Origin of the sequence: uncultured Desulfobulbus sp. (assembly GCF_963662935.2) — a bacterium.
Taxonomy (GTDB): Bacteria; Desulfobacterota; Desulfobulbia; order Desulfobulbales; family Desulfobulbaceae; genus Desulfobulbus.
In genome coordinates, this window is the sequence record NZ_CAXXTL010000002.1 from 823,667 (window position 1) to 844,591 (window position 20,925).

Consider the following 20,925-nt stretch of genomic DNA (forward strand, 5'->3'; position numbering starts at 1 on the left):
CCCCTCAAAAAAAAGCCGGGCAGTATCACGATGCCCGGCTTTTTTTTTCTCTTCCCCTTCCGTTAGTATCATTTTTTTAACTGTGCCGTTCTGTTCAATTGACATCAGGCAATAAGCAAGATAGTGTTTGTTGGCAATCAGGAATCTTACCTATTGTCGTCGGCCCGGACTTGCAATGCCGGATACTAACCAGCAAGATCACGCCGTGGCAAAGCTGGGGAATCAACCGAGAGGGAGGGAGAAGAATGGTAAAAAAAATTTCCATACTGGCCTTTGCTGGACTCTTTGCACTACCGGCGTTTGCAATCGCCGGCGGCGGTAAAAACCCGGCGGACCTGGAGCGCAAAATCGACGAGCTGTCGCGCCAACTCGATGAACTCAAAGCCCAGATGGCCCGGCAAAACGAGACTGTGACCGAGTACAGCACCAAAGTCGACGACATGGACACCATGCTCGAAGAAAAATCCGAAAAATGGGACCTGGCTTCCCGCTTCCAGTTTGACGGCGATTTCCGGGCTCGGGGAGATTATTATCAAGGGAGCAATGTGTTTGCAGCGGGTACCCCTATAAGAATGGTGGGATTGGATGGCGGCGGTAATCCAATATGGGGTGCACAAGCCGCCGGTGATGAGGGCAACGATACCCTTATGACCAACCGCCTCCGCCTCAACATGCGGGTCAAGGCGACTGAAGATGTGGAATTTAAGGGACGACTGGCCATGTATAAGGCATGGGGCATGCAATCCACCCCTGACGGCTTAGGTGGGGGAATGCCTATTTTTGATGGCAACACTACCCGGACCCCCAATGACAGTGCCCTGTATGTTGACCGCGCCTTTGTCAACTGGAACAATATTGGCGGAGCACCGGTGTGGTTCTCCATTGGCCGGCGACCCACCACCGACGGGCCGCCCGCAGATCTCCGCATGGGCACCGACACCCGGATGGCCACACCACCAGCCTATATGGATTACCCCTTTGACGGCCTTTCCCTTGGCTATGCCTATAATTGGGGCAACGATGCCCTGGGAGATGGCCGTATCCGCTTCTGCTATGGACGCGGATTTGAAAATGGACTGGAAAACGATTTGGGTCCAAGAATTGACGACACCGATTTCGCCGGCTTCAGCTGGGATGTCTTCAAAAAGGGACCACGTTTCCTTAACGTCCAAACCTTTGAGGCCTTCAATCTCTTTAACTACCCAGCTTTTTCTAGCGATCTTATTCGCATTGCTGGGGCACCTAGTCTTTATGGCGACCAGGTCAATCTGGGCAACGTCTATCACACCAGCGGCGTCTACATGGACAAAATCAACAACCTGAACTACTTCATCGCCGGTGGCTGGAGCCGGACTGACCCCAATGAGAATGGTATGTTCAATGACTACACAAGTCGCACCTCACCTTACAATACTGATTCCGAAAATGGCTACTCCGTCTATGCCGGCATCCGCTATGACATTGACAGACTAGGCCTCAAACTTGGTGCCGAGTACAATTATGGTTCACAGTACTGGATCTCTTTCTCGCCCGGACATGATGACCTCTACATGTCGAAGCTGGCCACCCGAGGCAACGCCTATGAATTGTACATGATTTATGATTTGCCCACAGGGGAGGCCATCTCGAAATATGCCAAAACCTTTATCCGCTTGGGCTGGCAGTTGTATGACTACAACTATTCCGGCGGATTCGATTGGAATATGAAACCGTATGATCTGGATGACGAGAAAGATAAATTGCAGGCACTGGGACAGAATCCGGTTGAAAGCGCCAATCAGGTGTACCTGACCTTTGAAGCGTATTTCTAACCTGTCCTAGCCCACCATCACTTCAATCAAGGGAAAGCCTTAAGGGCTTTCCCTTTTTTCATTCCACGCCAGTTATGCAACTTCAGGAAACATCGCCTCCCCATTACACCAGTCAGCTATTGCCCGTTCCCCATGGGATGTTCTCCAATGCGGGCGGTGTGAACAGCGAGTTGTTCGCCTCGCTGAACCTCAGCTATCATGTGGGAGATCAACCCGAGCGGGTACAGACAAACCGGAACCGCGCCCTGGCATCCCTGGGGCTGCACCACTTAGTGTCGGTCAATCAGGTTCATTCCGATCACATTCTTTTGGTGGGGGAGGAGCATGCGAAGGTTGAACTGAAAGGCTATGACGCCTTAATTTCGACCTTGCCAGGAACCGGTCTGCTGATTCAGCAGGCCGACTGCCAGGCGATCCTTCTGGCAGCACCACAATCAGGAGTTATCGCCGCCATCCATTGCGGCTGGCGGGGCAGCGTGGTCGGTATTATCGGCAAGACCATCCGGTGTCTGCAAGAAAAATACAACGTGGCTCCAGACAGTCTGGTGGCGGCGATCAGCCCATCCCTTGGGCCGTGCTGCGCCGAATTCATCCATTATCGCAATGAACTGCCGGCCTGGATGCACAAGTATCAGGTCCGGCCGCATTACTTTGATTTCTGGGCCATCAGCCAGCGGCAGTTGCTTGATGCGGGAGTGCTGCCCGCACATATCGATGTGGCCGCCCTCTGCACCTGCTGCAATCCGCAGTTTTTTTCTTATCGCCGGGCAACCAAAACAACAAAGGGAATAACGGGTAGAAATGGCTCGATCATCGGCCTACCGGCCGTTGCCTGAATCAGGGGCCGCATTCCACGGAGAGAGCCAACGTGTGAGCCGAGAAGCTTCAGGCCCAAAGGTTCTCCGCCGGACCAAGGGTTCTCCGCTTCACCCTCCCAGTTGTTGCAGGGCGTCACTGAGATCTTGTTGGAGTTCATCCACTGTCTCATAAAATACCTCGGCGCCGAGAGAGAAATGCAGCAGAATATTGTTTAATTTTTCGGGAATATACGGAAACAGCTTGCGCAGATTGACGATTCTGTTTTGTGAGAGCAAGGCATAGTCTGAGGGAACGATGGTCTGCAGCACCGTGTCCCCCATCTTCGGATTCGCCAGGATCTCCCTTGGATTATAATCGCCTTTGCCCGTGAGATAGATCAGAACATTGCCCAGTTCAAGCAGATCCAGGGCAAAGGGCTTCTCGGGCAGATAGAATTCATAATCAAAATCGATCCAATAAAAAACGCCGGTGTTGCGATCAACAAAAATATGATCCCGCCTGATATCTCCATGGCGGAAGCCATGCTCATGGAGAAAACCGATAGCCTGCAGGGCTCCGAGAAAACGCGCCAGGATGCCTGGCAATTCTTCGAAAAAATACTCTTGATGGGGAAGTTCGCTGCGATGGATGACCTTATCAAGACGATTGCCGCTGACCGGAACGATAACCCGAATCAGATTGCCGACGGCATCCAGTAACAATTCGCCCTGCATGAAATGCGGCCGCCCCTGCACAAGCTCCAGGATGCGCGCCTCCTTTTCAGGGCTCCGGTAGCAGGGAATGGTGAATGGCCCGAGGTTGATTTCAAATGTCTCGTAAAAGACTAATTTGACAATGTACGATACCCCTGTAGCCAGATCCTCGACCTTTGGAACCCATTGCTTGACCTGCTCATCCACGCCAAACCGCCCCTCCTTGGTGTAGGAGGTAATAAGAAAATACCTGTCTTCCACCTGAAGAATGTCGCCGTAATCAATCGAGGTAAAATCGGTTGTATCGGTGAACACTCGGGACGCCCGCCGCAGACTTCGGGTCACCCGGTGTTCTTTCAAGGTGCGGGCAATAGAATCAGGTAAGGAACTGACTTCAGTGTAGGGGCCCATCAGCCGATCACCCAGACGGCAATATCCTTGCCGGTATGAACAAGGGCATTGGAAATGGAGCCGAAGAGAAATTCCTCTGCCTTGGGTATCCCCCGTTTGCCGACCACGATGGTCCCGTAATGTTCCCGCACCTGCATATCAAGGATAGCGGCACTGATCGATTTCTGATCCGCCATCAGGCATCTGGAGGTCAGGTTGGCAGCCGTAACCCCATACCGCACCAGAATTGTTTCCGCCCGGTCGAAGAGCTTCTGCGCCTGCTCCTCCTGCACCTTTTTATAGGCGTCCAAGGTTCCTCCGGATCGATAATAGTCTGGCGGCGGTTCCGGGTAGATATGGAGCAAACAGAGAACAACATCCTCCCGATTCCCCAGGAGACGGCCCACATACTCAACTGCATTGAATGCTCTGGCTGAATCATCGAGCGCGATAATAATTCTTTTCCAATCCATGAGTTGACTTCCTCCCCCGAGTGGGTACTACCCTCTTGTCCCTGTTGTTCAACGCCGGAAAAATTCCGTGATCTGATCTTGGCGAGACAGCATCAACGTATCTCTCATCCCCCGTGTCGTTTACAGCCAGGTCTATCACCGCGGAGAGACCTTTTGTTCATTGAGGATGACCTCTCGCAGCTTTTTTCGTAAATCGGAAAATCGATACGGTTTGGCCATAACGCCTCTGAAACCATAGCTCTCAAAATCAGCCATAACCGAATTGCTGCTGTAGCCGCTGGAGACAATCACCTTCACATGCGGGTCAATTGATTGCAGTCGTTCCATCGCTTCCCTGCCCCCCATGCCGTCAGGAACGATTAAATCCATGATGACCACATCAAAAGGCGCACCGGATTGCTGGGCTTGGACGAACTTTTCCACAGCCTGGGCACCATCTGTTGCGAACGCTGCTTCGTGCCCAAGTCTTTCAAGCATGGCCCCGAGGATATCGCGCACCATAGCGTCATCGTCCATGACAAGGATTTTCTGCCTCTCATCCTCCCCCTGGGGTTCCTCCAACCTCGGCACGGTCGCCGAAGAGAGCGAGGCGGGGAGGAAAAACGTAAAGGTAGCGCCCGCCCCTTCGGTCGATTCCACAGTAAGATAGCCCTCATGTTTTTTCACAATCGAGTAGGCAGAGGTCAGTCCGAGTCCGTTGCCCTTTTCTTTGGTGGTGAAATAGGGATCAAAAACCCGGGAAAGATACTCTTCAGGTATGCCTTTCCCCGGGTCGGTAATTGATATTTTCACATACCGGCCACTTTTCATCGGCAGGTCGTCGCCGGAGATCATCACATTTTCGCAGTTGACCTTGAAGACCCCACCATCCTGCATCGCCTGGTCAGCATTGATCAGGATGTTGGTCACCACCTGGCCGATCTGCCCCTCGTCTGCGTCAATGCGCCAGAGATCATCGGGAATGACGTACTCACAGGTCGACAAGGTCCCGCTCAGGGTTAAACGACCATACGATTTGACCAGATTCGCCACGGAAACCGAATGCTTAACAGGAGCGCCCCCCTTGGCGAAGGTGAGAAATTGTAGGGCAATTTTTTGAGCCTTTAAAGCTGCGGTTTCAGCTGTTGTCAGACGCTCATAGGCGTTGTCCGTTGGAGAGATATTAGTTTTAGCAAAAGAAATATTGCCCATGATCACCATGAGAATATTGTTGAAGTCATGGGCAATACCACTGGCGAGCAGGCCGAGGGATTCAATCTTTTGAGCCTTGAGCAGTTCCTCCTCGGCCCATTTACGCCGGGTGATATCTTCGTATGAGCCCAAAACCCCGATAATTTCACCCTGTGTATTGCGAAGCGGCACCTTGGATGTGGAGAGCCAAATCTGTTTGCCATCGGGCGTGGTCTGTATTTCTTCATATTGCAATTTAGGCTTGCCGGAGGTCATGACTTCAAGGTCGTCCCGGCGATATCTCTCCGCTTGCTCTTTCCAGCCCATACTGTAATCGTCTAATCCGATCACTTCCTCTGGCACCTGAAATCCGGCGTCCTCGGCAAAGAGTCGATTGCATCCCATAAAGGTTGAAGTCAGGTCTTTCCAGAAAAGACGAACCGGTATGGTATCCAGCACCAACTTCAACAAATTTTTTGCCTCATTCGCCCGCTGTTCGCTCTGTTGGAGTGCTTCCTCTGCTCGTTTTCGTTTGGTAATATCGGTCAGCATGGCGAACGAACCGAGGAATCGACCATGGCTATCCCTTTGCGGTGTTGCAGAGACCAGCACCCAGACTTCGCGACCCTCCTTGTGGCGGAATCGGCATTCGCAGGTCTCGCTTTGGCCTTGCTTTCGTGATTGCATGCGCTGAAGATACTCGCCGGTTTCTTCTGGAGAGATAAAATCAGCAAACGGCCTTCCCATCATCTCCTGGGGATCATGTCCCAGCAGCTTGGCCATTTGGGGGTTCACATAGGTTGTTTTCCCGCTTTCATCGACCGCCCAGATGCCCTCTTGCGCGGTTTCCACAATCCGGCGATATTGCGCCTCGCTTGCATGGACAGCCTCTTCGGCCTGTTTACGATCAGTAATATCGCTTATCACCAGCCGACATTCGAGCTGGCCGCTCGTTGTCCGAACCGCGGTGGTGGCCAGATGCGCCCAAAACTTTGTTCCGTTCTGTTTCACCATCCGCAATTCACAGACCTGTGGATCAAAGACGTCGTTCTGTGTGTTATGGAGGCAAAAAACATCCTGATCCTTGCCGTCAATGAAGAGGAAGAACGGCTGGTTGATCAGATCTCCCTGCGATATGCCCAGCATTTTGGCGATAGTGCGGTTCGCCTCCAAGATCACCCCAGTGTCGGAGAGTGTGCAATAGCCGACCGGGGCGAAATCATAGAGATCAAAATACCGGGCCCGTTCGTTGTCCAGTTCACTCTGGAGACGGCGGAGTTCCTCGTTTTGCATCTCCAGTTCGATCTGATGCACGGAGAGTTCGTGGAAGATCAACCGGGTTTCTTCCGGCGTCTGGGCATCGAGAGTATCCGGCGACATGCCCGTCCTCTTTTCAACCGCTTCCTCGGCGAACTGGCGTAATTGAGCAATCGGTTCTGTCGGCTTACCGGTCTTGATCATTGAGGCGCTCCATCTCGCTTGGGTCGGCCATGCATATATTTTGATCTCTCGTGTTGTCTTCTTTCACCCAAGGTGAACGGGGAAATGATCTGCCAATCGCATGCACGGGTGAGGAAATCATCAACTGCCACGAGGACGAAGTGCGGTGTATTTCGTCCTCGCGGCCTGGAAAAAATTAGAATGCTATCACTCGACTTTGATTGTTGACCGTTTGGCCTTTTCCATTTTGGGGATTGTCAACTCCAGGACACCGTTCTTGAAGGTGGCTTTGGCCTCGTTTTCCTTCACCGCTGCCGGTAAATCGATAACCCGCCTATACGAGCCACGGCAAATTTCCTGCCGGAAATACTCAGCTTTTTCCTCCTTCTCCTCTTTGCTCATGTTGGCTTCAAGCGTGAGCGTATTGTTGGTGATGGTGATATTGATGTCCTTTTTCTCCACCCCCGGCATCTCGGCTTTGATCAGAAAATCATTTTCCCGGTCCTGGATATCTACACTGGGTGATTTACCCTCGAACGGCAGCATCCCGTGGCCAGCCAATCTACCCGGCCATCCAAAATTTGCATGCCGCCACCGGCGGGGGAGGTAATCCTCAAAGAACCGGTCCATTTCCTTAAAAAAACCGGAATCGGAGAGGAGATCAAACCGTTCAAAGGGTGAGGCAAGACCTCGGGGTTGCACTTTCTGCACTTCCTGTTTCTTTTCTTCATTTTTTTTGTCGTTCATGAACGTTCCTCCAAGTTGAAGCGAGTTGAAAAGAACAGTCGCATACGCGGCAGGCTGCCAAGTTGTTTACGACATGGCGATGGTCTCGCCCGGTTTGCAGTCATCACGCCAGCAGCAGTCGTCCTGATCACAGCTGGGCTGATCGGTCTTGAAGCAGGGGATATTCCCCTCCTGCTCCTGGATGAACCGGATCAACTCTTTCTTGTCCATCGGCCCGGGATCGATACTCATCTTTTTTGCTATTGCTCTGATTTTATTCATGTGCATAAGCGTTCTCTCCTTTTTACGGTGCGTTGTCAGCGAGCAAGACGTAGCAGCCAAACAGCAAAAGCAGTATCCCATTGAAAAACAGCGGCTGTTTGGTAAGGGCAATGTCGGCGATGTAGAGCAGGACACAAATTATAAAAAATATTTTTCCATAAAGAGGGCTTCGTCTATTGTTGCGAATCCTCGCCCCCGTCCTTCCGGCTTCATTGGTGTTCATGGTCCGCATCAAGATGTCCATAAATATCCTCCCTCTCTGCAAGCCAATCTTTGGGTTTTCTTTTCTCAACGCCTGTCGTGTTCGAATAGGGCAGAGGCATCGAAGAGATCCAATGCCTCTTGCCCCCAGCCAGCATGGCCGCACCCGCTGCAGCCAGCGTGCTACACCGGCTGCAAAATTTCATTGATCGGGGAACTGATCTGATAGCCTCTCTCGCCCTTGTACGGGTTGAAAATTAAGACCGGACAAGAGGCCCTCTTCAGCACTCTTTCCGCAACGCTGCCCAACAGGATCTTTTCAATCCCCTGAGCACCGTGGGTCGCCATGATGATCATGTCACTGTTCTTATCACTGGCATAATCAACAATAGCATCGGCTACCTCGCCCCTGAGCACCACACCGGTGCAACCGGGGCAGGTGCTTTTGCTTTTCTCCACTAGGTTGGTCATCTTCTTTTGCGCATAACCGAAGAGCTCTTCATCGACCACCGCAAAGGAGGTGGGCACAACGTCGGAATAACTGGCGCCTTCTGCCATTATTCTCGACACATTGAGGAAGGTGAGTTTGGCCTCCAACTTGTTGGCAATACCGATGGCGAAGGCAGCCAGATCTTCGGTATGCTGATGAAAATCAACCGGCACGATAATCTCTTGAATGTTCTGCATGTGCTCCTCCTTTGAAAATTTTCGATGATAGCCCCCAATCCTGCGGCGGATGACCTGCGCTGCCCCGTGCTTCTGTTCATCGCTGACAAAAAAGACGTGCAGCCAGATTGTTGTGCAAAGAAAATAGAACGTGGAAAGCGATTTGATAAGGAAGCTTAAATAAAGAGAAAATGGATATATCAATTATTCATTCAACCAAAGGCACCCTGTCAGTGCCCCTCATCTTCTCTTGCAATTACGAGGAATTATCCATCTCCAGAGCGATGCCTGGCATCAGCTTGGCAAAACAATCGGGACAGCAGCCATGCGAACAGTTCACGCCTTTCACTTTCACGAAGTATTCTTCCAGGCTGTACCACTGACCTTTGCCGAGTTCTCCTGGCTGACCATCCCGTATTCTCTTGCAGTAGCTGCACACCGGCAGGATTTTTTCATACATTCCAATGGTCCTCTGCAGGTCCTGCTTGCTGAAACAATTGTTCATCCTGTACAGTAACTCATCAGTATCACATGGTTTTTGCAGAAAATCATCTGCGCCGAGCCGCAAGGCATCAATGGCGGACTGCATGTCCGCATACCCGGTCAAAATAATCACCATAATATGGGGGTCTTTTCGCTTCGCCGCCTTGAGTACCTGGAAACCGTCGAGACCCGGCATCAGCAGATCGGTGACCACAAGATCCCAATGACCGCTGTTGATCTTGTCGATAGCCTCCTCCCCGCTTGTTGCCAGCCCCACATCAAAACCGAGTGGTTCACTGGTCAACTCTCTGGAAAAACATTCCAAAATCAGTTGTTCATCATCGACAAGAAGTATTGATTTGCCATCCATTTTCTCTTTCCTTCCCATTGGAATACGCGCTGATGCCGGCTCCGTGGGCTGATAATTCCATGAGTTGCTGGTCATGGTAACGGCAGCCACCTGTTCAGGAGATGGACAAAGTCATTCTTCAACTGCAGCACAACCTGTTGTTCTGAAAGAGGGGATTGTCCCTCCATCGCCATGGACGTCACCGGGCAGCCGGAAATGCCGCAGGGGTTGATCCGGCTGAAGACGGCAAGATCGGGGAGTACATTGAGGCTGAACCCGTGCATGGTCACCCAGCGGCGGACGCCGACACCGATAAAAGCGATTTTTCCCTGCGCGGTCCAGACCCCGGTGCTGCCTGGGCACCGGTGCCCCTTGATGCCGAACGCGGTCAGGGTGTGCACCAGCACCTCCTCCAGAAAACGCAGCCAGCGGTGCAGGTCACGGCCGCGCCTGCCCAGGTTGACCAGGGGATAGCCGACCACCTGGCCGGGACCGTGCCAGGTGACATCACCGCCGCGATTGACCCGTTCCACCCTGACCGCCGGATCAAGGATATTGGCGGGATTGCCGCCGCGGCCGATGGTGTACACCGGCGGGTGCTGCAGCAGCAGAAGTGTTTCCTCTTCATTGCCTGCCCCAATGGCGGCAACGAGCCGTTCCTGCAAGGCAAGAGACTGGTGATACTCCATCAGGCCGCAATCGATGATCCGCATGCTCTCCACCTCGCCTTGGATAAATGCTCGGTCAGTTCAATGAAGGTGTACGGTGAGGTAGGCGGTCATCGTCGCCACAGTCGGCACCTTGCCGTAATCGCTCTCCGGAATGTCGATACCGGTCCGCTCACTCAACCCCACTAAGACCCGGAGAAAACTAAAAGAGTCGATATCGAGCGACTCACGAATGTTCTCGTCCGGGCCGAGTTCGGCGGGATTGCTCTCCGGTGCGACCTTTTGTAACTCCTGAAAGATGATGGCTTGTAATTCTTGCTCGGTCATAGCCCCTCCGGCGACTGCAGATGACGATTGAGGGCTTCAAGAAACAGGGCGCCCTGATGCCCGTCGGTGGCCCGGTGGTCAGCCGCCAAGGTCGCGGTGACGCACCGGCGCGCGCCGACCATGCCCCCTTCGGCCCAGGGCCGTTCCATGATGCGGCCAAAGGCAACCAAGGCGACCTGCGGCGGGTAGATGATGCCGTACACCGTTTTCACCCCGCGATCGCCGAGGTTGGTGACCGAAACGGTGGCATCGGTCATCTCCGAACTCCGCAGGCGACCGGCACGGGTCCGCTCGATCAGATCGCCCATGGCCTGCATCAGTTCTCCAAGGCTCAAGGTATCGACATTGTGCAGGGCGGGGCTGAGCAAGCCGCCTTGGCGCAGGGCCACGGCAAAGCCGATATGGATTTTCGCTTTGACCTGCAAGCGGTCGTCCAGCCAGTAGCCGTTTAATTCCGGCACCTCGCGCAGCGCCTTTGCCACCGCCTTGAGCAGCAGGGTTGCCGGCAGGATGCGCTCGCGGATGGGCCGTTTCAAATTTTCCGCCTCCAGCCATTGCAGGGGACGGCTCATATCGATCTCCATCTCCAGGTAATAATGCGGGATCTCCCGGTTGGAACGGCTCATGGCCGCGGCAATCGCCTGCCGCATCCCGGCACGCATCCCTCCGGCTTCCGACTCGACGCGGACAGGTGCTGCAATTTTTTGGACTGCGTCTCCGGTTTTCTGCGCCGCCTGCTCGACATCGCCGCGCTGGATAACCCCATGCGGACCGGTGCCCTGAACGGTGGCCAAGTCCACCCCGAGTTCCGCCGCCAGTCGGCGTGCCGAAGGCGATGCTGCTCTCCGTTCCGTTTCATCCTTCGGCTGAGGCGGGGCAACAGGGACCTCCGGCGGTGGTTGCTGCGGGGTTGACTGTTCCACCGTGCTTGCTGTCGCCGGGGGAGCAGCCGTGTCCACCGCCGTTGCGCCCTCGCTCTGAATCAAGGCCAACACCGTGCCCACCGCCACCTCCTCTCCCGCTTGGACCAGCGGTTCGCCCATGATTCCGTCCTCGAAGATCTCCACCTCAAACAACCCTTTCTGGGTCTCGACCACGGCGACGATGTCCCCCCGTTTGACCGGCGTCCCCGGTGCAACCAGCCATTCGACCAGCTTACCGGTTTCCATATCCGCGCCCAAACTGGGCATGCAAAATTCACCCATGGCTCATCATCCTCTGCACTGTGGCAATGATGCTGTCGACCTGCGGCAGGGCCGCCTCTTCCATGTGGCGGGCATAGGGCATGGGCACCTCGGCGCTGCAGAGGCGCTCCACCGGCAGATCAAGATCATAGAATCCCTGCTCCATGATCCGGGCCGAAATTTCGGCCGCAAGGCTGCCGCTGCGCCACCCCTCGTCGACGATTAGCACCCGATGCGTTTGGGCGATGGAGGCAAGATAGGTGGCGTCGTCCAACGGCCGCAAACTGCGCAGATCGATGACCTCTGCTTCGATCCCTTCCCGCGCCAGCGCCTCGGCGGCATCAAGGCATTTGAACAGGCTGGCGCTGTAGGTAATCAGGGTGATGTCGCGCCCCGGCCGCCGCACCCGCGCCGTGTCGATATCCACCGGCCCCGCGTTTTCGCTCAGCATGCCCTCCATATTGTAGAGGGTATTGTTTTCAAAAATCAGCACCGGGTCGGGGTCCTGGAGAGCCGTCCAGAGCATGCCGCGCGCGTCCTCGACCGTGGCCGGCGACAGGACCCGGATGCCGGGGATATGGGCAATCCATCCCTCCAGCGAATGAGCGTGCTGGGCGGCCAATTGCTTGCCTGCGCCCGTGGCCATCCGGATCACCAGCGGTACGTTGAACTGACCACCCGACATGTGGAGCAGGGTGGCGGCGGTGTTGAGAATCTGGTCCAGGGCCAGAAGACTGAAATTGACCGTCATCACCTCGACAATCGGCCGCATGCCGCCCAGGGCCGCGCCAATTCCCGCGCCGACAAAACCCGATTCGCACAACGGTGTGTCACGGATGCGCTCCGGGCCGAACTCGGCCAGCATCCCCTTGCTGACTGCATAACAGCCGCCGTAATGGCCGACATCCTCACCCATGAGAAAAACCCGCTCATCCTTGTGCAGGGCTTCACAAATGGCCGCTTTCACGGCCTCGCGGTAGGTGATCGCTTTCATTGCCGTTTGTTCACTCATGCCGACCTCCTTTCCGAAGTGACAAATCGAGTCAGGTCCTCAACCGGCTCCCAGGTTCCGGCCTCGGCAAAGGCCACCGCCGCCTCGACCTCGGCGGCGACGTCCCGCTCCAGAGCGTCCCGGTCTGCCTGCCGGAACAAACCGGCGTCAGCGAGATGTCGCGCCAGGACTTCGATCGGGTCACGCCGCTTCCACAGCTCCACCTCCTCTTTGGTACGGTACAGTTCGGTGTCGAACATGGAGTGCGGCCGGAACCGGTAGGTCCGGCATTCAAGCAGATACGGCCCATCTCCCCGGCGGATGTACTCCACGGCTATTTGAGCCGCGTCCTCCACAGCCATGACATCCATGCCGTCGGCAAAGGCCGAGGCCATGGAATAGCAGCCGCCCTTGCCGGCAATATCCTGGTTGGCCTCGGTGTAGCGGAGGGCGGTGCCCATGGCATAGAGATTGTTTTCACAGAGAAAAAGCACCGGCAGTTGCCAGAGCGCCGCCAGATTCATGGCTTCGTGGAAATCGCCCTCGGCCACGGCGCCGTCGCCGAAGAAGCAGGCAGTCACCCGTTTGCGCCCCTGCATCTTGTCGGCCAGGGCCAGACCGACCGCGAGAGGAAGGCCGCCGCCGACAATGGCGTTGCCGCCGTAAAACCGGGTGGCCGAGTCAAAGAGATGCATCGAACCCCCGCGACCCCGGCAGCACCCCTCCTGCTTGCCGTACATCTCGGCCATGATGACGCCTGCGCCCATGCCGCGGGCCAGGGCCTGACCATGTTCACGGTAGGTGGCCACCACGGCGTCCTCGGGGGTGAGCACCGCCATGACGCCCACCGCCACCGCTTCCTCACCGATGTAGAGATGCAAAAAACCGCGAATCTTGCTGGCGCTGTAGAGCTCGGCCGATTTTTCCTCGAAACGGCGGATCAGGAGCATCTGCCGCAGCTGCTGGATCGCATGATGCCTGTCGATATAGGTCTCCATTACAATTCACTCCCTTCCAGGGTAGAGGTGTCGCCAATGGGCAGTCCCAGTTCCCGCGCCTTGAGCAGCCGGCGCATGATCTTGCCGCTGCGGGTCTTCGGCAGATTATCGGTGAATTCAATCTCCTTGGGGGCCACCGCCGAGCCGAGCCGGGTGCGCCCGAAGCCAAGTAATTCCAGTTTCAGCTCTTCGCTGGCCGCAAAACCGGGCTTGAGCACGACAAAGGCTTTGACCAGCTCCCCGATGGTCGCTTCCGGCTTGCCGATAATCCCGGCCTCGGCCACGGCGGGATGTTCCATCAGGCTGCTCTCCACCTCAAACGGCCCGACCATGTGACCGGCCGTCTTGATGATGTCGTCGGCCCGGCCGATGAACCAGTAGTAGCCGTCCGCGTCCCGTTTGGCGAGATCGCCGGTCAGGTACCAGTCTCCGGCAAAACATTTGCGGTACCGCTGTTCCTCATGGAGATAGGTGCGGAACATAGAAGGCCAGCCGCGCCGCAGGGCCAGTTCGCCCTCGATCCCATCGCCCTCGACTCGAACAGTATCCTCGTCGAGGCGGGTGACAATAGCCGCCTCGATCCCCGGCAGAGGCAGCCCCATGGAACCGGGACGAATATCCAGGGCAGCGTAGTTGGCGATCATGATCCCGCCGGTTTCCGTCTGCCACCAGTTGTCGTGGATCGGCAGCCCCAGCACCCGCTGGCCCCAGAGGACGGCCTCCGGGTTGAGCGGTTCACCGACGCTGTGCACCAGCCGCAGCGCCGAAAGATCGTGCTGCTGCCGCTGTTCCGCCGGGGTGCGCATCAGCATCCGGATCGCGGTCGGGGCTGTGTACCAGACGGTGACTCGCTGCTCGGCAAGGATGCGGTACCAGCGGTCCGGATCAAAGTCCGCCTCATCGACAATGCTGGTGACACCATGAACCAGGGGCGCGATAATGCCGTACGAGGTGCCGGTCACCCAACCCGGATCGGCGGTGCACCAGTAGATATCCTCGGGATGGAGGTCAAGCACATACCGGCCGGTGATGAAATGGGTATGAACGGCATCATGAACATGGATCGCTCCCTTGGGCATGCCGGTGGTGCCGCTGGTGAAATGGAGGATCGCCATGTCCTCGGGGCCTGTCGGCGGGATGGTGAAGCTGGTGGAGGACTGCTTCATAAGCCGCGGCAGCGAGAGGGCGCGTGCATTCAAATCATCCTCCCGGTCAACCAGGAGAACGGTGCAGAGTTCCGGCAGCCGCCCCAGGAGGCTGGCCACCTTTTTGCTGTATTGCCGCTCGGTGGTGACCAGAACCCTGGCATTGCCCCGCTCCAACCGTTGAAAAACCGGTTCCGGGCCGAAGGCGGAAAAGAGGGGGCAGAAGATATTGCGGTTCTTCAGGGTGCCGAAAAAGACCGGATAGAGAATGGGGACACGCCCGGCCAGCCAGAAAACCCGTTCCCCCCTGGTTATTCCCAACGTGCCGAGGAGATGGGCAAAACGGTTGCTCTGCTCTTGCAGATCGGCATAGGTCAGGTCGGTGACCGTCGCGTCCTTGCCCAGACAGCGAAGAGCCACCCGGTCGCGCAAGGGGCCGTTGGCGTAGCGGTCCACCGCCTCATGGGCGATGTTCAAGCCGTTGCCATCGGGCAGACCATCCAGCTCCTGACGGACAGCGTCCCAGGAAAAGCCGGCGCAGGTTTTCGCATAGTCGAGCAGATTGGGTTGCACCGGCATGGATGCCATATTCTTCTTGATGGGGAGGGCAGCCATAAAAACCTCCAACAGCAGAGTCGGTCACCCGAGGGAAGGGCAACCATGGGGAAAGGCAAGAACCTACGGTGGAACTATGACCAGATGTCCCACAAATGACAATGGAGCAAAAAAAGAGGAAGAATAGATAGAAGATCTACCTCCTTGATCCGGAGCACAATGACGATGATTATTAAAAAAACCGGAAAAAAAGGCAGAACCGTGCCCTTTCGCCCCTCTTTCGAGGGGAAGAGCACTGGGCAAAAAATCAGGAGGGAGGAACGAAAAAGAAGGTCGGCTAGCGCCTTACGATTCGATAGACAGCATGGTCTGGAGATTGGTTTTCTGGTGGGTCAAATTGAGTTTTTTCCGGATGTTTTTGCGATGAATACTGATAGTTCCCGGCGACAGATGCATGATGTCGGCGATCTCCTTGGTTCTCTTGCCCAATTTGACCAGATTGGCGATTTGCATTTCCGTGGGAGTCAGCCGGATCAGTTTGCTGGAAAAACCAGCGGCAAACGGAGAGGTCAGCTCAACGATATTGGCGCGGAGGATCTCAACCAGCGCCCGCTGTTGCTCATTGAGTCCGCTCTCCGAGAGCCGGTCAAGAAACGGCTCAACCAGCTTGGTCGAGTTGGCGAGCACCTGCTCAGACAGGGTCGCCCGGTCCTCTTCCCGTTTTTTCAGCAGCACGGTTAAGGCGATGTTTGTTTCGGATAATTCGGCGGTTCGTTCCTGCACCCTCTTTTCCAGATCAGCCTTGGCACAGTGGAGTTCTGCCTCCACCTCCTTTAAGCGGGTTATGTCGGTATGGGTGCCGATGATCCGCAGCGCCTTTCCCTGCGCATCCCGATCAACAGCCTGCCCCCTGGAGAGCATCCACTGCCAGCCGCCCTCCTTGTTCCGAATCCGGAACTCAGCCTCATAACGCGCTGTTTCTCCTTGGATATGGGCGTCCCGCAGAGCCAGTACCCTTGCCCGGTCTTCGGGATGGAGCAGCTCTTCAAAGGATTGATTGTCACTGATCTCGCCTTTGTCCCTATAGCCCAAAGTGCGGTGCCAGTTTTCGCCAAAATAGACCTCGCCGGTGCGCAGGTCACGATCCCAGACACCGTTGGATGAGGTGTCCAGCGCCAGACGGAAACGATGTTCACTTTCGATCAATTGCGTTTCCACCTGTTGCCGGCGATGAATTTCCTCCTCCAGGCGTTGATTCTGTTGCGACAGCATCTGCAGCAGGTTTCGTTTCTCCAGACAGCGCCTGATTCGAAAGACCAGCTCCTCGACCTCGCAGGGTTTGAGGGTGAAATCGTCCGCTCCCAGACGCAGGGCGTCGATGGCCGAACCCATGTCTCCGTATCCGGTGAGGATGATGACGCTGGTAAACGGTGCAAGGTTCTTGGCAGCTTTGAGGACGCCAAAGCCGTCAATGCCGGGCATCATCAGGTCGGTCACAACCAGGTCGTATTGCCCGTTTTCCAGGGCGCTGATCGCCTCACCGCCGCTAGCAACTGCAGTGACCTCGAAATGTTCCAGCTGCAGTTCCCGGGTAAAAGACTTCCGGATAATATCCTCGTCATCGACAAATAAAATCGTTGTTTCAGCCAAAAGGGTTTCTCCTCTCTCGTGCATGCTCAAAGGTGCCATCTGATCCGCTTATTTGCAGCTGCATTCAAGATGTCCTCGTCAGTATGTATATTTCACGCGGTCACAATCCCTGGATTTGTCATTGCGAACGCATGTGAGGAATCTCGAGATTTCTCCCGTTCGGTCGATGACAAGCCGGAAAGTGTCAATTTGAAAGCAAACCGAAATTACACTACGTTCAGTCTGGAGGCATGGTTCATTTATCGATTGCCGAAACGGCGCGGACCGTACTGTTGATGGGGAGCAGAACCGTAAACGTTGCGCCTTCCCCCGGCCGGCTCTCGACCCGGATCTCACCCCCGTGGCTTTCGACAATGCCATGACTGACCGACAAGCCCAGACCAGTTCCCTTAATTTCGGGCTTGGTGGTGTAGAAGGGTTGAAAGATTAAGTCCATTTCCTCGGGTTTGATGCCGATACCGGTATCCGAAATGGTAATGGCCACCCGGTTGCCCTCTTGCCGGGTGCCGACGGTAATCACCCCACCGGGCAGCCTGCAGGCATCCGCCGCATTGGTCAGCAAATTGAGAAACACCTGCTTGATCTGGTCGGGAACTGCCAGGATGGGGGGTAACTGCTCGGCGTAGTGGCACTCCACGACAATCCGTTTCCCCTTGAAATCACTTTTGTGCAAGAGCAGCATGGAATCAAGCGCCTTGTGCACATCCATCGGCACCTTACGCCCGGAGGAGGGGCGGTTAAACTCCTGGAGGCCGCGGATCAGCTCCTTAATCCGGTCGCTCTCGCCAATGGCTGCATCCAGCAAGACCGTATCTTCCGCCCCCAATTTTGCCCTTTTCCTCAACCCTTTAAGAATGGTCAGGATGCCTTGCAGGGGATTGTTGAATTCATGGGCGATTGAAGCCGAGAGCTTGCCGATAGCTGAAAGTTTTTCAGCATGGAGATATTGTTTTTGCGTTTCCTGCAACTCCCGGGTCCGCTGCTCAACCCGCAGCTCCAGCTCCTGATTGAGAGTTTGGAGGTGCTCAGCCTGCTGACGTTTGGTGATGTCATGCGCGATCAGGGACGCAGCAATCATCTTGCCATTGGCATCCCTGATCGCCGAGATAGTCAGGGAGATGGGGATGATCACGCCATCCTTCCGCATGCGGACAGACTCAAAATTCTCTACGATTTGGCCGTGCGATATCCGCTCCAGGATCTCGGGAATCTCATCAGTATGACCGGGAGGAACAAGAAGAGAAATATTTTTGCCAATCACTTCATGGGCTTTGTATCCAAAGACGTTCTCTGCGCCCACATTCCACGTTTGAATGATTCCATTCAGATCCTTACTGAGAATCGCCACTTCCGCGCTCGCGACAATGGCTGCCAGACGGCTCTCTACCACGGCGGATTGCTTCCACTCGGTGATATCCTCAAACACCGTTGCAAAAAAATCCTGCATCGGCCGGTAGGCCATAACTGCGTACCAGCGCCCGAGCTGTTCGGAATATTGTTCAAAGCAAAGTTCTTTGCCGGTCAGCGCAACCTCGCCAAAGAGGTCTATCCAGCCGGCGGGGTCTTTCTCAATACCGGGCAGCACATGGGTTACCGTTTTATTGAGAATATCAGCGGACTTCAACCCCGTAAGCTTTTCAAAGGCATGGTTGACTTCCCGAAAAATATAATCAATGGGTTTTCCTGATTCATCGGCGACAATTTGATGAAGCGCGAACCCGTTGATCATGTTCTCGAACAGCGCGCGGTACTTTGTTTCGCTGACTCGTAATGCCCCTTCGGCCTGCTTACGCATCAACGCCGCCCCAATATGCGAGGCGATTGTTTCCAGGATTTCAATCAAGTTGAGACTGAAACTATCTTTGCGCTGATTGTTGAGTTGGAGCAACCCAACAATCTTCTTGTGATCCAGAATTGGGATCAGTGCAATAGAGGCATAATCGTAATGAATGCAATGGTTGCGTGGCTGAAACCGGAGATCTTCGTTGGCAGGGATGTCCAAGAGTACCGAGGAATCGTTTGTCCAGAAACTCCCCCCCGGTGTGAAAAGGGAATTACCTGGGTCGGTTTGGCCGGAAATGACCAGGCCGCAGGTACACTCGAGCCGAAAGTTACCGTCTTCGTCCTGGCAAATCGAACCCTCCAAGTTACGCGCAATAATGGTGTTTTCCCGCTGTACAAACTCCTGGGGAAATCCTCTTTGGGCAACATAGGGGAAGTCCTCTCCGTCTTGCAGGCGAATACCCACAGCATCCAATCCTGTTCCATTCTGCAGCACATCGACAACCTGGTGAATGGAATCTGTTAACATTCCTGGATTGTTGAGTATCTGCAGGACTTCCCTGCCCATTTCCCGATAGGATTCCGCTTGCTTACGCTCGGTGACATCACGACCTGTGACCACGGACCCGATGATTGCGCCACTTTTATCGCGAATGGGAGCGAAACTATAACTGCCCACCCAGGTCTCGCCCGTATCTTTCCGCCGGAAGGTGTATTCCACGTTTTTGGCCGTCTCTCCACGGAGCGCTCGCGGTATGGCCCACATTTTAGGCGGCACGGGCTCACCGTTGGGCGTAAACATCTCGAACAAGCCAGGGTATCGGGTTAAATCTCTGGAGCACTCATTATTATTTTTAAACCTGTGAAACGTCACAAAAGCGTCGTTGAAATCGATGAACTGTCCATCAGCATCGGAAATACACACGGCTTCCGCCATGCTGGCCAGCGCTGCTTCCAGCTTTATCTGGCCAGCACGCAATGCCGCTTCCATATGCTTGCGAACGGTTATGTCGTTGCCGACGGAGAGGATTTCGACAACCCGGCCGTTCCTATCGAGTATCGCCTTGTTGGTCCAGTTCATCCACACCCTGCGACCGTTCCGGCAGACATTCTCGTTTTCGGTGTTCTGGGAACACTCCGGGTGGGCGACTGCATCACAAAACGAGTCTGGAAGGTCAGGCCCTTTGCGATCCTTTTGCGGCAGCAGCATGCTCACGTTCCTACCGACCATCTCGTCTGCGCAGTAACCGAAAAAAGACTGGGCGAATTCATTGCAGAAGGCAATGGTGCCGTCATTCTTAAAACGGAAGATGGCACTATTCGCATTCTGCACCAGCTCGCGGTAACGCTCTTCGCTCGCCTTCAACGTCGCCTCGGTATGCTTTTGCTCGGTAATGTCGCTCAGCACGAGACGGTAGACAGGTGTGCCATCGGCATCACTCGCGACAATGGTCCGCAACTGTGCCCAGAATGCCACGTCGCCCTTGCTCACCATCCGCAAATCGAACACCTGGGGACTGCCGGTTTCAAATAATTTTTTCCGGTGTGCGTAGTAGATATCCTGGTCTTCCTTATGAATAAACCGGGAGATCGGCTGCGTGACCAGCACTCCAAGCTCTACTCCCAAGATCACCGCGGCGGTAAGGTTGGCTTCCAGGATCAACCCTTTCTCGCTGAGGGTGCAATAGCCCACCGGCGCCAGATTATAGAGCTCGAAGTAGCGTGACCGGATGCTCTCGAGTTCTTCCTGCGCCCGGCGCAGCTCATCATTTTGCAGCTCAAGTTCGACTTGATACACCTGCAGCTCATGGAGTTTGTGCCGTATTTCTTGGGGCCAGGTCAGCACTAGGTCTCCCGGCAACTGGACCGTTTTCTCCTTAAACATTTCTTCAGCCCGTTGGCGCAGAGTTTGCGCAGCTTGCACCTGGCGTGTCGTGCGCGTTGAAGGGACAGCTTGTTCGGTTCGTTCATCTTTGCTGGTCATTGTTGAATCCCCGGATCACATAATTCCCGCCTGGTAATTCTCGGCCCATGCCGGTGCACTGATTTTAAAGCCGGTTATCTGCATCGTTGTTGCAACCTGATTCATTGCCTACATTATATTGAGAAAAATGGCCTATCAA

General features: G+C 55.1%; 18 protein-coding genes. 2 read left to right on the forward strand and 16 right to left on the reverse strand.

Going from position 1 to position 20,925, the window contains the following annotated elements; all coding sequences use genetic code 11:
- Nucleotides 1–245: 245 nt before the first annotated feature.
- Entirely contained in the window at nucleotides 246–1,811 is a 1,566-nt protein-coding gene (locus ACHZCX_RS07920; RefSeq protein ID WP_319586694.1) for a DUF3373 family protein, read from the forward strand.
- 74 nt (nucleotides 1,812–1,885) lie between these two features.
- On the forward strand, nucleotides 1,886–2,647 hold the full coding sequence (gene pgeF / locus ACHZCX_RS07925) for a peptidoglycan editing factor PgeF (protein WP_319586695.1): 762 nt from the start codon (nucleotides 1,886–1,888) through the stop codon (nucleotides 2,645–2,647).
- A gap of 90 nt (nucleotides 2,648–2,737) precedes the next feature.
- On the opposite strand, the gene ACHZCX_RS07930 is transcribed toward pgeF, so the two are convergent.
- From ACHZCX_RS07930 to ACHZCX_RS08005, 16 genes are all read right to left on the reverse strand, one after another.
- Nucleotides 2,738–3,733, reverse strand: coding sequence for a hypothetical protein (locus tag ACHZCX_RS07930; protein ID WP_319586696.1), 996 nt, complete (start codon nucleotides 3,731–3,733; stop codon nucleotides 2,738–2,740).
- Nucleotides 3,733–4,185, reverse strand: a complete 453-nt coding sequence (locus ACHZCX_RS07935) for a universal stress protein (RefSeq protein WP_319586697.1) — start codon at nucleotides 4,183–4,185, stop codon at nucleotides 3,733–3,735. Before ACHZCX_RS07935 ends, ACHZCX_RS07930 begins: the two co-directional genes overlap by 1 nt.
- A 135-nt stretch (nucleotides 4,186–4,320) precedes the next feature.
- The gene (locus ACHZCX_RS07940; RefSeq protein ID WP_319586698.1) at nucleotides 4,321–6,816 is read right to left on the reverse strand and encodes a PAS domain S-box protein; all 2,496 of its coding nucleotides are present in this window, start codon (nucleotides 6,814–6,816) and stop codon (nucleotides 4,321–4,323) included.
- A gap of 186 nt (nucleotides 6,817–7,002) precedes the next feature.
- The gene (locus tag ACHZCX_RS07945; RefSeq protein WP_319586699.1) at nucleotides 7,003–7,542 is read right to left on the reverse strand and encodes an Hsp20/alpha crystallin family protein; all 540 of its coding nucleotides are present in this window, start codon (nucleotides 7,540–7,542) and stop codon (nucleotides 7,003–7,005) included.
- 66 nt (nucleotides 7,543–7,608) lie between these two features.
- A complete protein-coding gene (locus ACHZCX_RS07950; protein ID WP_319586700.1) occupies nucleotides 7,609–7,803 on the reverse strand; it encodes a hypothetical protein in 195 nt (64 codons plus the stop codon).
- Between the two features lie 22 nt (nucleotides 7,804–7,825).
- Nucleotides 7,826–8,047: a hypothetical protein gene (locus tag ACHZCX_RS07955; protein ID WP_319586701.1), complete on the reverse strand. Its 222-nt coding sequence runs from the start codon at nucleotides 8,045–8,047 to the stop codon at nucleotides 7,826–7,828.
- A gap of 140 nt (nucleotides 8,048–8,187) precedes the next feature.
- Nucleotides 8,188–8,691, reverse strand: coding sequence for a universal stress protein (locus tag ACHZCX_RS07960; RefSeq protein WP_319586702.1), 504 nt, complete (start codon nucleotides 8,689–8,691; stop codon nucleotides 8,188–8,190).
- A 235-nt stretch (nucleotides 8,692–8,926) separates the two neighbouring features.
- Nucleotides 8,927–9,523 (reverse strand): response regulator, encoded by a 597-nt coding sequence (locus tag ACHZCX_RS07965; RefSeq protein ID WP_319586703.1) that lies wholly within the window; start codon nucleotides 9,521–9,523, stop codon nucleotides 8,927–8,929.
- A 71-nt stretch (nucleotides 9,524–9,594) separates the two neighbouring features.
- On the reverse strand, nucleotides 9,595–10,215 hold the full coding sequence (gene lipB, locus ACHZCX_RS07970) for a lipoyl(octanoyl) transferase LipB (RefSeq protein ID WP_394708777.1): 621 nt from the start codon (nucleotides 10,213–10,215) through the stop codon (nucleotides 9,595–9,597).
- Nucleotides 10,216–10,251: 36 nt separating this feature from the next.
- Nucleotides 10,252–10,497 carry an acyl carrier protein gene (locus ACHZCX_RS07975; RefSeq protein WP_319586705.1) on the reverse strand — a complete coding sequence of 82 codons (246 nt, stop codon included), beginning with the start codon at nucleotides 10,495–10,497 and terminating at the stop codon, nucleotides 10,252–10,254.
- The gene (locus tag ACHZCX_RS07980; protein ID WP_319586706.1) at nucleotides 10,494–11,702 is read right to left on the reverse strand and encodes a dihydrolipoamide acetyltransferase family protein; all 1,209 of its coding nucleotides are present in this window, start codon (nucleotides 11,700–11,702) and stop codon (nucleotides 10,494–10,496) included. The genes ACHZCX_RS07975 and ACHZCX_RS07980 overlap by 4 nt, the downstream gene beginning before the upstream one ends.
- Nucleotides 11,695–12,693 (reverse strand): alpha-ketoacid dehydrogenase subunit beta, encoded by a 999-nt coding sequence (locus ACHZCX_RS07985; protein WP_319586707.1) that lies wholly within the window; start codon nucleotides 12,691–12,693, stop codon nucleotides 11,695–11,697. The genes ACHZCX_RS07980 and ACHZCX_RS07985 overlap by 8 nt, the downstream gene beginning before the upstream one ends.
- Nucleotides 12,690–13,670: a pyruvate dehydrogenase (acetyl-transferring) E1 component subunit alpha gene (pdhA, locus tag ACHZCX_RS07990; protein ID WP_319586708.1), complete on the reverse strand. Its 981-nt coding sequence runs from the start codon at nucleotides 13,668–13,670 to the stop codon at nucleotides 12,690–12,692. Before pdhA ends, ACHZCX_RS07985 begins: the two co-directional genes overlap by 4 nt.
- Nucleotides 13,670–15,430, reverse strand: a complete 1,761-nt coding sequence (acsA, locus tag ACHZCX_RS07995) for an acetate--CoA ligase (RefSeq protein WP_319586709.1) — start codon at nucleotides 15,428–15,430, stop codon at nucleotides 13,670–13,672. The genes pdhA and acsA overlap by 1 nt, the downstream gene beginning before the upstream one ends.
- Before the next feature lie 285 nt (nucleotides 15,431–15,715).
- Nucleotides 15,716–17,020 carry a response regulator gene (locus ACHZCX_RS08000; RefSeq protein ID WP_319586710.1) on the reverse strand — a complete coding sequence of 435 codons (1,305 nt, stop codon included), beginning with the start codon at nucleotides 17,018–17,020 and terminating at the stop codon, nucleotides 15,716–15,718.
- 235 nt (nucleotides 17,021–17,255) lie between these two features.
- Entirely contained in the window at nucleotides 17,256–20,786 is a 3,531-nt protein-coding gene (locus ACHZCX_RS08005; RefSeq protein WP_319586711.1) for a PAS domain S-box protein, read from the reverse strand.
- Nucleotides 20,787–20,925 lie beyond the last annotated feature (139 nt).

Bases quoted from the DNA above. Each gene is read 5' to 3' on its own strand.
- pgeF (WP_319586695.1), top strand. From the start codon at position 1,886: ATGCAACTTCAGGAAACATCGCCTCCCCATTACACCAGTCAGCTATTG.
- ACHZCX_RS07930 (WP_319586696.1), bottom strand. From the start codon at position 3,733: ATGGGCCCCTACACTGAAGTCAGTTCCTTACCTGATTCTATTGCCCGC.
- ACHZCX_RS07960 (WP_319586702.1), bottom strand. From the start codon at position 8,691: ATGCAGAACATTCAAGAGATTATCGTGCCGGTTGATTTTCATCAGCAT.
- ACHZCX_RS07940 (WP_319586698.1), bottom strand. From the start codon at position 6,816: ATGATCAAGACCGGTAAGCCGACAGAACCGATTGCTCAATTACGCCAG.
- ACHZCX_RS07935 (WP_319586697.1), bottom strand. From the start codon at position 4,185: ATGGATTGGAAAAGAATTATTATCGCGCTCGATGATTCAGCCAGAGCA.
- ACHZCX_RS07985 (WP_319586707.1), bottom strand. From the start codon at position 12,693: ATGAGTGAACAAACGGCAATGAAAGCGATCACCTACCGCGAGGCCGTG.
- ACHZCX_RS08005 (WP_319586711.1), bottom strand. From the start codon at position 20,786: ATGACCAGCAAAGATGAACGAACCGAACAAGCTGTCCCTTCAACGCGC.
- ACHZCX_RS07975 (WP_319586705.1), bottom strand. From the start codon at position 10,497: ATGACCGAGCAAGAATTACAAGCCATCATCTTTCAGGAGTTACAAAAG.
- ACHZCX_RS07950 (WP_319586700.1), bottom strand. From the start codon at position 7,803: ATGAATAAAATCAGAGCAATAGCAAAAAAGATGAGTATCGATCCCGGG.
- lipB (WP_394708777.1), bottom strand. From the start codon at position 10,215: ATGCGGATCATCGATTGCGGCCTGATGGAGTATCACCAGTCTCTTGCC.
- ACHZCX_RS07955 (WP_319586701.1), bottom strand. From the start codon at position 8,047: ATGGACATCTTGATGCGGACCATGAACACCAATGAAGCCGGAAGGACG.
- ACHZCX_RS07920 (WP_319586694.1), top strand. From the start codon at position 246: ATGGTAAAAAAAATTTCCATACTGGCCTTTGCTGGACTCTTTGCACTA.
- ACHZCX_RS07980 (WP_319586706.1), bottom strand. From the start codon at position 11,702: ATGGGTGAATTTTGCATGCCCAGTTTGGGCGCGGATATGGAAACCGGT.
- ACHZCX_RS07945 (WP_319586699.1), bottom strand. From the start codon at position 7,542: ATGAACGACAAAAAAAATGAAGAAAAGAAACAGGAAGTGCAGAAAGTG.
- ACHZCX_RS07965 (WP_319586703.1), bottom strand. From the start codon at position 9,523: ATGGATGGCAAATCAATACTTCTTGTCGATGATGAACAACTGATTTTG.
- pdhA (WP_319586708.1), bottom strand. From the start codon at position 13,670: ATGGAGACCTATATCGACAGGCATCATGCGATCCAGCAGCTGCGGCAG.
- acsA (WP_319586709.1), bottom strand. From the start codon at position 15,430: ATGGCTGCCCTCCCCATCAAGAAGAATATGGCATCCATGCCGGTGCAA.